Below are 13,435 nucleotides of genomic sequence, written 5' to 3'. Positions count from 1 at the left end.
CCGATTTACGCAATTGTTGTGGAAACGGCTGCAGTTGGTCACTTAAAAAATTAGTAATTAAAATAATAGAGTTATGAAGAATCTTTTTCGACCGTTGTTAGTACTGACAGGATGTATAGTATTGGCGAGTTGTGTAAGTCAGAAGCAATTTAAAGGTTTAAAAACTGATTATACAAAGTTGCAAAAAGAATATCAGGAAAGTCAATTGCAGCTAAGAGAAAATCAGGCACGTTCAACAAGTCTTGAGGAGAGACTTGCCGAAGCGCAGCGGAATAATAGTGAGTTACGCAAGAGCTTGTCCGATATGCAAAGCATCTTGAATAAGAGTCTTACACAGAGCTCTCAAGGGAATATGAATATGGGTAAGTTAATAGATGAGATCAATGCTTCAAACCGTTTCATCCAGCATTTGGTTAAAGAAAAGAATAGATCAGACTCTTTGAATCTCGTAATGGTCAATAAACTTACCCGTTCGCTTACCCGTGAAGAGATGCGTGACTTGGATATTAAGGTATTGAAAGGTGTTGTATATATTTCCTTAGCAGATAACATGCTTTATAAATCAGGAAGTTATGAAATTAGCAATAAAGCAGAGGCTGTGCTTAGTAAAATAGCCAAAATCATTCAGGACTACAAAGATTATGATGTTCTGGTAGAAGGAAATACAGATACCGATCCGATATCTCGTACGAATATACGTAATAATTGGGATTTGAGTGCGTTGCGTGCTTCATCTGTTGTTCAGGCATTACAGAATATTTATGGTATAAATCCCAAACGCCTGACTGCTGCCGGTCGAGGTGAATTTAATCCGGTAGCCGGTAATGATACGGCAGAAGGAAAAGCTCGTAACCGCCGGACCGAGATTATTATAACTCCTAAACTGGATCAGTTTATGGATTTGATAGATCAGGCTCCTGATAATTCTTCATCAGGTATAATGGGGGATGAGAATACAAAAGAGTAAAGGAAATATTTCCATCTAGGGCTAATAATAAAGCGATGAATTTGAATTCATCGCTTTATTATTAGCAATTTGAAACAGATACAGTAAAGTGTTAGAGGTATCTATATTTTATTTTCAGAGCTTGAGAAATTGCTCTATTTTATAGAGAGTCCGATTTGAAATGAGTATTGCTGATTTTAAATGTTTTCGGCAGATGGACCTATTTTGAAAATTCAAACTCATATGGATAAGGAGTTTGATTCCATGAAACCCATTCTATCTTTCCATAATTATGCAAATCACATGGGAAAACCACAGAATAGTCCCATGGATTATATCGATATGGTATGTCAACATATTGACAAGCATATTTATTTGAATATAGCCAATGATATCCTGTTTTAGAGTCGCTATATATTGCTACCATAAAATATTTACCAATCTTTACTTTAGCGGAAGTATATGTTTCCTTTATTGACGAGGCAAATATAGAATAAGTAGCATCAACTATGCTACCATCTTTCTTTTTAATTTTTGATTTTGACAGCAAATTCCAAGTTTCATCTTGTATTTTTTGATAATCAAGTATATTCCCTGAAAAAGTTTGCTTTTTCACATCAAATTCCTCATTGTTGTCAGCCTTAAATAATAAAAATGTGGTGGAAATATTTTCGTAATCAGACTCTGGAGTAAGAGCTTTGTATCCATTTAGCCAAATTTCCTGAATGTCACTTTTTTCTTCATCACTTTTACTACATCCAACTACTATCAGTGCAGTCATAATTAAAAATAGAAGTTTTTTCGGGCTGACCCCAAAGGAACCCTGAATGCATTTGATGCTGTCAAGTTTCTCTTGGTATTCATTGAGTATATTACGTAGTTTGGTATTGATTAGTGCTGCGTCTGGACGTTTGACTACTTGCCCGTTTTTGAATTGTGAAAGACTGTCGACTTTGAATCGAGTGACAATGTACTTTGTTTCTTCTTTGTGATGGATGGCTATACAAATTTTGTGAGATCCATCACTTAACACCTTTGCTGGGATTAGAGCTAATCTGATTGTTGCCATAGTTTCAAAATTTAGAGAAAACACTCGGACAAGATTTCGACAAGGTAAATTGCTCAAAAGTGAGAGTTTTCTCGTTTTTTTTTAATCAATAGCAGCTAATTAGAAAAGTAAAAAGGCTGATTAACCATTTGATAATCAGCCTTTCTGCTAAGTGATTCCGCTGCGATTCGAACGCAGGACCCACGCCTTAGAAGGGCGTTGCTCTATCCAGCTGAGCTACGGAACCAGCCTTATTTGCGGATGCAAAGGTAGTGCTTTTTATGAAAACTCAAAAACTTTCCGGCACTTTTTTATTCATATTTTTCTTTATGGCTATGAATCAGTAATTTATAAAAGAGAAATATTTTGTTTACTTATATGATTGGGGAGGAATGAATAGGAAAACGTCATTTTTACGAAGAATAACGAACGTTATATAGGTTTCAAAAAGGTCAAAAAAATAAAATACGGTTGTGTTTTTCTATTATAACTTCTACTTTTGAACGATAAACAACTAAAAAACACATAAAGTTATGAAGAAATTGATTTTTTTATTTGCATTTTGTATTGTAGTGACTAATGTTTTTGCACAAACCGCCCCAGAGCAATTGAAAAAAGAAGGAAATGATGCATTTAATGCTAAAAATTATCCAGTAGCGTATGCGAAGTTCAGCGAATATCTGAAACAGACTAATAATCAGGATTCTGCAACAGCTTACTATTGTGGTATAGCAGCAGACGAAGTGAAAAAGTATGCGGAAGCCGTGACCTTTTTCGATATTGCTATTCAGAAAAAATTTAATATAGGAAATGCGTATGCTCGTAAAGCTTTGGCTTTAGATGCACAAAAGAAGACTGCTGAATATGTAGCTACATTAGAAGAAGGGCTGAAAGTCGATCCTAAGAATAAGACAATGGTGAAGAATTATGGTCTTCATTATCTAAAAGCAGGACTTGCAGCACAGAAAGCAGGAAAAGCAGAAGAAGCTGAAGATTGTTTTAAGAAAGTAATTCCTTTGGATCACAAGCAATATAAAACAAATGCATTGTACAGTTTAGGAGTTCTGTGCTATAATGATGGCGCTAATATCCTGAAGAAAGCTGCTCCTTTGGCAAATTCTGATGCAGATAAATATGCTGCAGAAAAAGAAAAAGCTGATGGTAGATTTAAAGAAGCATTAGACTATCTGGAAGAAGCTGCTAAGATCTCTCCGGAAAATGAAAATGTGAAGAAGATGCTTCCTCAAGTGAAAGCTGTTATGAAGTAATTTGACCAATTTTATAAATGATAAAGGGTTGCCGATATGACACGTCGGACAACCCTTTTTTATTGCTATCTTTTTCTAATCTATACTTTTTGTGTACATTTGCCTTCCCTAAACGTAGAAGTATTTTATATGCACTTATATAATAAGGAACAGGCTATTAAACGAATGAACCAGTTGGGACAACTCCACCGTCCTTTCATTTTCATTATAAATTATCTACAAGATGTATCTTATATAGAGGAGGTTGCCGCTGTTGATTCCGCTGAAGTTTTGTATAATTTGAATGGATTTACCAATCAGATTATATCGGCTGAAGATGATATAGCTACTTACTCCGCAAAAACAGTGCCTTCACTACATTGGCAGCCTTTCGCAGAATCTTTCTCTTCTTATCAACGTTCGTTTAATATCGTGCGACGGAACATCCTGGCAGGAAATAGTTTCCTTACGAATTTGACGTGTCGCACTCCGGTAGAAACCAATCTCACTCTGAAAGATATTTATTTTCATTCAAAAGCGATTTATAAGCTGTGGATTAAAGATCGTTTTACGGTTTTCTCTCCTGAAATATTTGTTAGAATTCATCAAGGAAAAATTAGCTCATATCCGATGAAGGGAACCATTGATGCTTCAATTCCCTCTGCTGCTCAATTATTGATGAATGATCCGAAAGAGACTGCCGAACATGCTACCATTGTAGATCTGATTCGTAATGATTTAAGTATGGTTGCCAACCGGGTGTCAGTTTCCCAGTATCGGTATATGGACAGGTTACAGACTAATCGGGGAGTCATTTTCCAGACGAGTTCTGAAATTCAGGGTATATTGCCTGAAAATTATCAGGAGCATTTGGGAGATATTATTTTCAGGCTATTACCAGCCGGTTCTATTACCGGTGCTCCAAAGAGAAAAACGATGCAGATTATTCAGGAAGCTGAAACCTACGACAGAGGATTTTATACGGGAGTTATGGGATATTCTGATGGCATTGATTTAGATAGTGCCGTTATGATACGATTTGTAGAACAGGAAGGAGAGAAGATGTATTTTAAAAGTGGAGGTGGGATCACCTGCCAGAGTGATGTGGAAAGCGAGTATAATGAAATGAAACAAAAAGTATATGTACCCATTTATTGAGACTATCCGGATAGAGGATGGACAGATTTATAATCTTGATTATCACACAGAACGCTTTAATAAAACCCGTGCAGCTTTTTGGAAAGACAGCACTCCGCTGGATTTACGGGAATTTATATCTCCGCCAACTTTAAATGGAATTCATAAATGCCGGATTGTATATGGAAAAGAAGTGGAAGAAGTTACGTATGCGCCCTATCAGATGCGACAGGTATCTTCTTTGCATTTGGTTGTGTCTGATACCATTGATTATACTTATAAAAGTGCGTATCGGGAAGAACTGAATGCCTTGTACGCTCAAAGAGGAATGGCGGATGATATTTTAATTGTGAGAAATGGCTATCTGACAGATACCTCTATAGCTAATGTTGCTCTCTATGACGGACATACCTGGTTCACACCGGCTCATCCGTTACTCCGTGGGACGAAACGAAGCGAATTTCTGGACAGGCAGCTCATTGTTGAGAAAGACATTCCGCAAATATGTCTGAAAGACTATTCCCATATCATGTTATTCAACGCAATGATTGACTGGAAACGCATTATATTGCCTATAAATGAGAAACATTTAATTCTATAAACTATAATTAACTGAAATATACAGAGAACTGCTGAACAAAAGTCTCTTTTGTACTGTTATATTTATGTGTTTTTCATAGTATTAGATATAAGATTAATTAAAGAGATTGTACTTCACTTGTGAAAGCTAAAGTACGTCAGAGACAGAAGAGTCTGTTTTTTTGATAAATGTGTTAGAGCATCGGTTTTACCAGGCCGATGCTTTTTTTATGTCCTTTTACCCCCTTTTGTAGTTTATATGAAATAAAATTTGTACGTTTGTAGAGTAATAATAGAAAATGATAAAGATGAACATACCCGTTATCTTTCAGTTTTTAAAAGATCTTTCCGCGAATAATAATCGTGAGTGGTTTAATGAGCATAAGGCAGAATATGAAACAGCCCGTGCCGAGTTCGACAACTTCTTGGCAACAGTGATTGCCCGTATTTCCCTGTTTGATGAAACTATCCGGGGGATTCAGCCCAAAGACTGTACTTATCGCATTTACCGGGATACCCGCTTCTCTGCGGATAAAACACCTTATAAAATACATTTCGGAGGTTATATCAATGCCAAAGGAAAGAAGTCTGATCATTGTGGATATTATGTACACTTGCAGCCGGATGGTTCTATGCTTGCCGGAGGAAGCCTGTGTCTGCCTACCAATATCCTGAAAGCCGTGAGACAATCTATCTATGATAATATCGAAGAGTTTGTTGCGATCGTAGAAGATCCGGAGTTTAAGAAATACTTTCCGGTGATAGGGGAGGATTTTCTGAAAACAGCTCCGAAAGGTTTTCCGAAAGATTTCAAGTACATTGATTATTTGAAATGTAAAGAATACGTTTGCTCTTATAATGTTCCCGATAACTTCTTCACCCGACCGGATATGTTGGAACAGATCGACAAAGTGTTCCGGCAATTCAAACGGTTTGCCGATTTTATAAACTATACGATTGATGATTTTGAATAAATAATGCCTAGAATATAAACTTTAAAATTTAACTTATATGGTAGTAGATACTTTAGAAAATCTGGAGAAATATGCGTCTTTAAACCCTCTGTTTGCACAAGCTATTGAATTCTTGAAGTCTCATGACCTCCAAGCCATGGAAGTTGGTAAGACAGAATTGAAAGGAAAAGATCTGTTGGTGAATATTGCACAAACCAAACCTAAAACAAAAGAGGAAGCCAAACTGGAAACTCATAACGAATTTATAGATATTCAAATCCCATTGTCGGGAACAGAAATAATGGGGTATACTGCTGCTAAAGACTGTGTTCCGGCAGATGCACCTTATAACGCGGAAAAAGATATTACTTTCTTCGAAGGATTAGCAGAAACATACGTTGCCGTAAAACCGGGAATGTTTGCTATCTTTTTCCCACAAGACGGTCATGCTCCCGGTATCACTCCAGATGGTGTGAAGAAAGTAATCGTAAAAGTAAAAGCATAATCCTAATTCAATTCTGATATGGAAAAGACACTTAATCTCGTAAAAAACGATCCCTGGCTGGAGCCTTTTGCCGGTGCTATCACCGGACGCCATCAGCATGTATTAGACAAAGAAGCTGAATTGACGAATAAGGGAAAACAAACCCTTTCAGATTTTGCATCAGGGTATCTTTATTTTGGATTGCATCGCACCGATAAGGGGTGGACTTTCCGTGAATGGGCTCCTAATGCTACTCATATTTATATGGTGGGTACATTTAATAATTGGGAGGAAAAAGCCGCCTACAAGCTGAAAAAGCAAGAGAATGGCAATTGGGAAATCAACCTCCCGGCGGATGCCATTCATCATGGCGACCTTTATAAACTGAATGTATATTGGGAAGGCGGACAAGGCGAACGTATTCCTGCATGGGCTACACGTGTGGTACAGGATGAACAGACCAAAATATTCAGTGCACAAGTCTGGGCTCCGGAGAAACCCTATAAATTCAAGAAGAAAACATTTAAGCCTGACACGAATCCACTGTTGATTTATGAATGTCATATCGGAATGGCACAGCAGGAGGAAAAAGTGGGCACATATAATGAATTCCGCGAGAAAATCCTTCCTCGTATTGCTGAAGAAGGATATAATTGTATCCAGATTATGGCTATTCAGGAACATCCATATTATGGAAGCTTCGGCTATCATGTATCCAGTTTCTTTGCTGCCTCTTCGCGTTTTGGTACTCCCGATGAATTAAAAGCACTGATTGATGCTGCTCATGAGATGGGTATTGCTGTGATTATGGACATCGTTCATTCACATGCAGTGAAGAATGAAGTAGAAGGACTAGGAAACTTTGCCGGTGATCCGAATCAATATTTTTATCCGGGCGCTCGTCGCGAACATCCCGCTTGGGACTCTCTCTGCTTCGATTATGGCAAGAACGAAGTGATCCACTTCCTATTGTCAAACTGCAAGTACTGGCTGGAAGAATATAAATTTGACGGATTCCGTTTTGATGGAGTAACTTCTATGTTATATTACAGCCATGGACTGGGTGAAGCTTTCTGTAACTACGGAGATTATTTCAACGGTCATCAGGATGATAATGCAATTTGTTACCTGACACTGGCTAATGAAGTGATTCATCAGGTAAATCCGAAGGCGATAACCATTGCCGAAGAAGTTTCCGGTATGCCGGGACTGGCTGCCAAAGTAGAAGATGGCGGTTACGGCTTCGATTATCGTATGGCCATGAATATTCCGGACTACTGGATCAAGACAATCAAAGAAAAGATCGATGAAGACTGGAAACCTTCCAGTATGTTCTGGGAAGTAACCAACCGTCGCCAGGATGAAAAGACCATTTCGTATGCAGAAAGTCATGACCAGGCATTGGTAGGAGACAAGACGATTATCTTCCGCCTGATTGATGCCGATATGTACTGGCACATGCAGAAGGGAGACGAAAATTATGTTGTCAACCGTGGTATTGCTTTGCATAAAATGATCCGCTTGCTGACCTCTTCGACTATCAACGGAGGTTATCTGAACTTTATGGGAAATGAATTCGGGCATCCCGAATGGATTGACTTCCCACGTGAAGGTAACGGATGGTCGTGCAAATATGCCCGCCGCCAATGGGATTTGGTGGACAACAAAAATCTGACCTATCACTATATGGGTGATTTTGATAAAGAAATGCTGAAAGTTCTCAAGAGTGTGAAAGATTTCCAGGCAACACCAGTTCAGGAAATATGGCATAATGATGGCGATCAGGTACTGGCATACGAACGGAAAGACCTTATATTTGTCTTTAACTTTAATCCGAAGCAGTCATTCACTGATTATGGATTCCTGGTAACTCCGGGAGCTTATGAAGTGATACTGAACACTGACGATGTAGCATTTGGAGGAAATGGTTTGACAGACGACTCTGTCGTGCACTTCACTATTACCGATCCGCTGTACAAGAAGGAAAAGAAAGAGTGGCTGAAACTCTATATTCCTGCCCGTACTGCCGTAGTACTTAGAAAGAAAAAATAATTTTATCTTTAAACCAATAAGCCCCCGCAGATATTCAATAATATTTGTGGGGGCTTTTTGGTTTATTACCCTATTCTATGATTCAGTTCCTAGTTTGCCAGAAAGGTACTTGGCCCGAGAATATCATACATATCACTAACATTGCGCGTTTTGAGCAATATCCCTTGTGGAGTATAGAATAACTGATATTTGATGTCGACATTATCTTGCCCTACCTTAATTACTATAATAGCCTGCCATTTGGGAAACTCCACCATTGTCACATTATCTACCACCCAATTTGCGTATGGCCCGGATACAAAGGCATTATAGACTGTTGGGGTCAGTCGGTCGAGACTGACAAGATCAGTCAGTGTCATCACCCATTGTCCCCGGACGTTGAACCACACATTTTTAGTAAATCCGTTCATTGCAAAGTTGGCACAATAATATCCATCGTCTTGTGACCAGGCGACGCCATTTGCTTTAGGATACATTTTCTTGAAAGTTGACTGTACATTGCCGGGAGGGGTATCTCCAAAGACAGATGTAGATAATAGCAGAAACAATGCGATTGCACAAATCATAAATTTCTTCATAAGCTTTGAGTTTAGAGGATTATTTATCTACCTAAACAGCCTTTGAGAATATTTGTTTGAGTGATGTGCATAAAATAATCCCCCGGTCATTCATAAGTGGCCGAGGGATGAAGAGTATACAGATCTTAGGCTTTTTACTTAAAAAGTAATCTTTAGAATCTTTCCGTTATAACCTCCGACTGAAACATCCGTGGGTTTATAAGGTAATAGGCTGATTTCTTCTTTAGCGCCCGTCATCAAATCAGTGGCCTGATAAGACTCCATTTGAGGAATCTGTAAAAAGTCGAAAGCATGCGAAGGTACATTGACGGCAACATCTACCAGTTGACTGTCGAAATTAATAACGAAAAACAGAATCTCATTTTTATATTTTCGCATAAAGGTATATTGTTTATGCTCATTGAAACGCCATCCGTTTATATTGGCATACATTAAGTCAAAAAATACTCCCTTGCTGATTGCCTGCTCTTCGTTACAAATCGTCAGTACTTTTTGGTAGACAGAGTAGAGGTGTTTATGTTCTTCAGTAAGCATCTTCCCGTCAAATTTACCTCCGTTGCGCCAGCGTCGTATGGTGTCTACACTCCAATAATCGAATATGGTAGTTCGTCCGTCCCTTCCGCTGAATCCTTCACTATCCATGCCCAGTTCTCCAAACTCCTGACCGAAGTAGATCATCATAGGATTAGTGTTCATACAGGCGGAAACGATCAGTGCGGGAATTCCTTTACGCGGGTTTCCGGCAAAGAAATCAGAAGCGATACGTTGCTCGTCGTGGTTCTCCAGGAAGTTGAGCATCTTTTTCTCTATTCCATTCAGGCTTTGCCAGCAATGAGTGATAGCGGATGCAGATTCATATCCACAAGCTACATTACGTAACGTGTCATACAGGCCTACCTTATCATACAAGTAATCAAACTTGCCACGGAACAGATAGCTACGGTATTCACCTGGATTGTAAACCTCTGCGATGAAAAGTATTTCAGGATAAGCCTCTTTTACTTGAGGAATAGCCCATTCCCAGAATTCAACAGGAACCATTTCGGCCATGTCGCAGCGGAAACCGTCAATGTCTTTTGATGCCCAGAAAAGAAGAATGTCCAGCATCTTTATCCAAGTATCCGGAGTCGGGGAAAAGTGGCAGGTACCTCCATTCTGATAATCCACTCCATAGTTTAATTTCACTGTTTCATACCAGTCGGTGATATTGGGAGTAGCATCAAAACGATTGTTACCGGTAGCTTTCGCCGGGAATTCCCGGTAAGGCTCTGCTGCACCGTCTTTCATGTCGAACTGGGCATGGAGTTCCGCTTGCGGAATATAATAGAAATTATTATATGGGCTGAAAGATTGGCTGGAGTCATCGTTAGCTCCCAATTCGGTCGTACCGTCCGGTTGTGCATCCGAGTGATATTGGCGTGCTACGTGATTAGGTACAAAATCAATAATTACTTTCAGACCTGTGCGATGTGTGCGATGTACCAGATTCTCAAATTCTTTCATACGTCCTTGCACGTCGTTAGCCAAGTCAGGATCTACATCATAATAATCCTTGATAGCATACGGAGAACCAGCTTTTCCTTTCACAATAGCAGGATGATCCGGACTGATATTATAACGGCGATAGTCCGTTTGAGTGGCATGCTCGATGATGCCTGTATACCATATATGTGTAGCACCTAATTTCTTGATTTCACCAAGTGCTTTGAGCGTGAAATCAGCCATTTTCCCGCAACCATTGGTGGCAATGTCTCCATTGTAGACACAGTGGTTGTTGTTATTTCCAAACAGGCGGGTGAATACTTGGTAGATAATTATTTTATTTTCGTCATTCATATAGAGTAGATTATTAATATTCGTATTCATTCTTGTTTCTGATGGATAGGAGATTATTTCCATATTTTCCCCTTTTCTTCCAACAGTTGACTAAGTACTTCGTTAGCTGTATTATAGCCTTGCCCGAAGATTTCTTCAGCTTTTTCCAGTTCGGTGTTACTGTACCCGTATAGGTTGTATGGTTCGATTAATAAATCGCATTTTTCTCTTTCGGGAAAGGTATTGGCGCGGAACATGAAATGGAATGAGCGCATAGCAATGCTTACAATATTCATTTTGTAATCCTGTGCCATGATGGGACTTACGTTGACAGCTACCACTTTATTGCAAACCCTGCGCAGGGTAGAGACCGGAAGATTCATCATCAATCCTCCATCCACATAGTTAGTGCCGTCTATGTTGACCGGAGAAAACATGACAGGCATACAGCAGGAAGCGGCGACCCGTTCCGCTATGCTTCCCCGATGAAAGTGAACCATGCGACCGTGATCGAGGTCAGTTGCTGTGATAATCAGGGGAAGTTGTAGCTCTTCCAGATTTTTTGCTTTTAAGTTAGTCCGGAGAAAATCAATAAATTCACAGAGGTCAAATAGTCCCTTCTTGGGAATCACCAGTTTGGTTAAATCCTGGAATTTATGTCCGGAGAAATAATCAAGTACTTTGTGCGGCTCGTTGCCGTCCGCGTAAAAGACACCTGCAAGTGCCCCTGCACTTACTCCAGAGATGATTTCCGGTTTAATATCATGTTCCAAAAGAGCTTGCATGACTCCCAAATGGGCAAATCCTTTAATAAATCCTCCGCTTAGTGCATAGCCAATCTGATATTTCCGGCTATTCCAGTTATTTGTGAATACCTCCATGAATTGCTTTCTTTAGTTCGCCACGAATTTAGTGAATTTATTGAAAGTAGGAGGAATATAATGGATAGTTTTTTTTAAATCCATACCATCTGTCTTGTTCACATTTGAAATAAACCGTCATAGAACATAAAACACGGATGGAAACTCTGCTCCGGCACCATGCCGGTCAGAATCCGAAATCGTCTATCTCAACTTTGTGCTCTTCGCTTTCTTTGAATGGTTTTGCTTCTTTTTGTACGGGATTTCCTTCGATATAGATGGCACGGAATGGACGGGCTGGGCAAACATATTCACATCCTCCACAACCTACACATATTTCTTTATTTACATGAGGAATCGTCAATCCGTCCTTATACGGCACCATCGCTACTGCTTGTGTGGGACAGTGTTCGGAGCAGGCTCCGCAACTGGTTCCATCAGTATAAACAATGCAATTTTCCTCGATGAAAACAACATATCCCATTTGTGTAAGATGTTTTTGCTCTACATTTATGGGAAGAATTGCTCCATTGGGACAGACATCTCCACAGACAGTACAGTCAAAGTTACAAAATCCTTTCTCAAAGCTAACAGTAGGTTGCATCATGCCTGCCAAGCCATATTCCATAAAAGCCGGTTTCAAGATATGAGAAGGGCATTTGCTGACACAAAGATGACAGGATGTGCATTGCTGTTGGAAGTGTTCCCGACTGATAGACCCCGGAGGAGTGATCGGATTTTCCTTTTTGTATGCCTTCTTACCTTCCAAGCTTGCTACAGATTCCTTGGCTTGGGAGATGAGTTTGGGGGTTGCTCCGGCAGTAACAAGACCGGCAACCAAAAAACGGCGTTTGGATGAATCCAAATCCGGTGATGATGGTGCAGGAGTTTCTACATCAGACTGTTTTTTTAAAGAAGGGGCGTAAACTAATGCTTTTTGTTTGCATACTCCCAAACAGTTGAAACAATCTACACAACGACTATAATCAATAGCGTGTTCTTTACTATTGATGCAAGCTGCTTTGCATTTGGTGGCACAAAGCCCGCATCCATTACATTTGGCAGTATCAATACGGACTTTGAATAATGAAAATCGGCTCAATAACCCCAATATTGTTCCTACGGGACAAATCGTATTGCACCATGTCCGTCCATGTTTCCATGCCATTACAAAGATGACTGCAAGAGTAATAATAGCGATGAGAAGGGAAGAAATGCTCAAGATGGAGGTGTCTACCTGATAAAATGTATAATTGTCAAATCTGGCAAAGAGTGATTCCAGCAGATTATTCCCCAGCATATAGATAGGTTTGAATATGTGCACTACCACACGTCCATACGCACTGTACGGATCGAGCAAACCAACAATAAATGTAAATCCACATAGAAACCCGACCACTGTCAGTCCGAGCACACCCCAGCGCAATTTGTTTTTTGCAGGACTGTAACTATATCTTTTTTTCTTTTTTCCCGTTGCTTTGGAAATTCGTGCAATCACATCCTGCAAGATACCCATAGGGCAGATTGTAGAACAATATACACGCCCGAATAAAAGCGTTAACACAATGAGAAATAATAAGATACCTATACTTAGTGAAAAGATGGCTGGAATAAATTGCAAATGTGCCAGCCGATGAAAACTGTTCGGTAATATTTCTGCGAAATCGAGAAAAAAGAAAGAAATCAGCACAAATAAAAGTGCTGAGATTCCAATACGTAGCCTTCTTAACATGGTT

General features: G+C 39.5%; 12 protein-coding genes and 1 tRNA gene. 7 read left to right on the top strand and 6 right to left on the bottom strand.

The genetic code is table 11. The features are described from left to right. Positions 1-73: 73 nt before the first annotated feature. Positions 74-967 (top strand): OmpA/MotB family protein, encoded by an 894-nt coding sequence (locus Bovatus_RS04215; RefSeq protein ID WP_004295837.1) that lies wholly within the window; start codon positions 74-76, stop codon positions 965-967. Positions 968-1,166: 199 nt separating this feature from the next. Here Bovatus_RS04215 and Bovatus_RS04210 read toward each other — a convergent pair whose 3' ends face one another. Together Bovatus_RS04210 and Bovatus_RS04205 are read right to left on the bottom strand one after the other, a co-directional pair. Beyond that, positions 1,167-2,015, bottom strand: a complete 849-nt coding sequence (locus Bovatus_RS04210; protein WP_004295838.1) for an Arm DNA-binding domain-containing protein — start codon at positions 2,013-2,015, stop codon at positions 1,167-1,169. Between the two features lie 152 nt (positions 2,016-2,167). Next, a tRNA-Arg gene (locus Bovatus_RS04205) sits at positions 2,168-2,241 on the bottom strand. A gap of 286 nt (positions 2,242-2,527) precedes the next feature. On the opposite strand from Bovatus_RS04205, the gene Bovatus_RS04200 reads away from it, so the two are divergent. The 6 genes from Bovatus_RS04200 to Bovatus_RS04175 all read left to right on the top strand — a co-directional run bounded on the left by Bovatus_RS04200 (position 2,528) and on the right by Bovatus_RS04175 (position 8,446). Beyond that, positions 2,528-3,262 carry a tetratricopeptide repeat protein gene (locus Bovatus_RS04200; RefSeq protein WP_004295839.1) on the top strand — a complete coding sequence of 245 codons (735 nt, stop codon included), beginning with the start codon at positions 2,528-2,530 and terminating at the stop codon, positions 3,260-3,262. Between the two features lie 129 nt (positions 3,263-3,391). Beyond that, positions 3,392-4,399 carry an aminodeoxychorismate synthase component I gene (locus Bovatus_RS04195; protein WP_004295840.1) on the top strand — a complete coding sequence of 336 codons (1,008 nt, stop codon included), beginning with the start codon at positions 3,392-3,394 and terminating at the stop codon, positions 4,397-4,399. Beyond that, on the top strand, positions 4,383-4,979 hold the full coding sequence (locus Bovatus_RS04190; protein ID WP_004295841.1) for an aminotransferase class IV family protein: 597 nt from the start codon (positions 4,383-4,385) through the stop codon (positions 4,977-4,979). Before Bovatus_RS04195 ends, Bovatus_RS04190 begins: the two co-directional genes overlap by 17 nt. A 277-nt stretch (positions 4,980-5,256) precedes the next feature. Then, on the top strand, positions 5,257-5,931 hold the full coding sequence (locus tag Bovatus_RS04185; RefSeq protein ID WP_004295842.1) for a DUF2461 domain-containing protein: 675 nt from the start codon (positions 5,257-5,259) through the stop codon (positions 5,929-5,931). Positions 5,932-5,968: 37 nt separating this feature from the next. Then, positions 5,969-6,415 (top strand): YhcH/YjgK/YiaL family protein, encoded by a 447-nt coding sequence (locus Bovatus_RS04180; RefSeq protein WP_004295843.1) that lies wholly within the window; start codon positions 5,969-5,971, stop codon positions 6,413-6,415. Positions 6,416-6,433: 18 nt separating this feature from the next. Then, on the top strand, positions 6,434-8,446 hold the full coding sequence (locus Bovatus_RS04175; RefSeq protein ID WP_004295844.1) for an alpha amylase C-terminal domain-containing protein: 2,013 nt from the start codon (positions 6,434-6,436) through the stop codon (positions 8,444-8,446). Positions 8,447-8,535: 89 nt separating this feature from the next. On the opposite strand, the gene Bovatus_RS04170 is transcribed toward Bovatus_RS04175, so the two are convergent. The 4 genes from Bovatus_RS04170 to Bovatus_RS04155 all read right to left on the bottom strand — a co-directional run bounded on the left by Bovatus_RS04170 (position 8,536) and on the right by Bovatus_RS04155 (position 13,431). Further along, entirely contained in the window at positions 8,536-9,024 is a 489-nt protein-coding gene (locus Bovatus_RS04170) for a PepSY-like domain-containing protein (protein WP_004295845.1), read from the bottom strand. 138 nt (positions 9,025-9,162) lie between these two features. Further along, the gene (locus Bovatus_RS04165; RefSeq protein WP_052587817.1) at positions 9,163-10,860 is read right to left on the bottom strand and encodes an alpha-amylase family protein; all 1,698 of its coding nucleotides are present in this window, start codon (positions 10,858-10,860) and stop codon (positions 9,163-9,165) included. Between the two features lie 53 nt (positions 10,861-10,913). Beyond that, complete coding sequence (locus Bovatus_RS04160) at positions 10,914-11,720, bottom strand: patatin-like phospholipase family protein (protein ID WP_004295848.1); 807 nt, start codon at positions 11,718-11,720, stop codon at positions 10,914-10,916. A gap of 166 nt (positions 11,721-11,886) precedes the next feature. Then, entirely contained in the window at positions 11,887-13,431 is a 1,545-nt protein-coding gene (locus Bovatus_RS04155) for a 4Fe-4S binding protein (RefSeq protein ID WP_052587803.1), read from the bottom strand. Between the last annotated feature and the right edge of the window lie 4 nt (positions 13,432-13,435).

The organism is Bacteroides ovatus, from assembly GCF_001314995.1.
In the GTDB taxonomy this organism is placed as follows: domain Bacteria; phylum Bacteroidota; class Bacteroidia; order Bacteroidales; family Bacteroidaceae; genus Bacteroides; species Bacteroides ovatus.
The sequence above is the reverse complement of the archived record's forward strand: the minus strand, read 5'-3'. Positions and strand labels throughout refer to the sequence as shown.

What these genes read in the sequence shown, in the direction of transcription:
- Bovatus_RS04215 (WP_004295837.1), top strand. Translation starts at nt 74, where the DNA reads ATGAAGAATCTTTTTCGACCGTTGTTAGTACTGACAGGATGTATAGTA.
- Bovatus_RS04210 (WP_004295838.1), bottom strand. Translation starts at nt 2,015, where the DNA reads ATGGCAACAATCAGATTAGCTCTAATCCCAGCAAAGGTGTTAAGTGAT.
- Bovatus_RS04200 (WP_004295839.1), top strand. Translation starts at nt 2,528, where the DNA reads ATGAAGAAATTGATTTTTTTATTTGCATTTTGTATTGTAGTGACTAAT.
- Bovatus_RS04195 (WP_004295840.1), top strand. Translation starts at nt 3,392, where the DNA reads ATGCACTTATATAATAAGGAACAGGCTATTAAACGAATGAACCAGTTG.
- Bovatus_RS04190 (WP_004295841.1), top strand. Translation starts at nt 4,383, where the DNA reads ATGTACCCATTTATTGAGACTATCCGGATAGAGGATGGACAGATTTAT.
- Bovatus_RS04185 (WP_004295842.1), top strand. Translation starts at nt 5,257, where the DNA reads ATGATAAAGATGAACATACCCGTTATCTTTCAGTTTTTAAAAGATCTT.
- Bovatus_RS04180 (WP_004295843.1), top strand. Translation starts at nt 5,969, where the DNA reads ATGGTAGTAGATACTTTAGAAAATCTGGAGAAATATGCGTCTTTAAAC.
- Bovatus_RS04175 (WP_004295844.1), top strand. Translation starts at nt 6,434, where the DNA reads ATGGAAAAGACACTTAATCTCGTAAAAAACGATCCCTGGCTGGAGCCT.
- Bovatus_RS04170 (WP_004295845.1), bottom strand. Translation starts at nt 9,024, where the DNA reads ATGAAGAAATTTATGATTTGTGCAATCGCATTGTTTCTGCTATTATCT.
- Bovatus_RS04165 (WP_052587817.1), bottom strand. Translation starts at nt 10,860, where the DNA reads ATGAATGACGAAAATAAAATAATTATCTACCAAGTATTCACCCGCCTG.
- Bovatus_RS04160 (WP_004295848.1), bottom strand. Translation starts at nt 11,720, where the DNA reads ATGGAGGTATTCACAAATAACTGGAATAGCCGGAAATATCAGATTGGC.
- Bovatus_RS04155 (WP_052587803.1), bottom strand. Translation starts at nt 13,431, where the DNA reads ATGTTAAGAAGGCTACGTATTGGAATCTCAGCACTTTTATTTGTGCTG.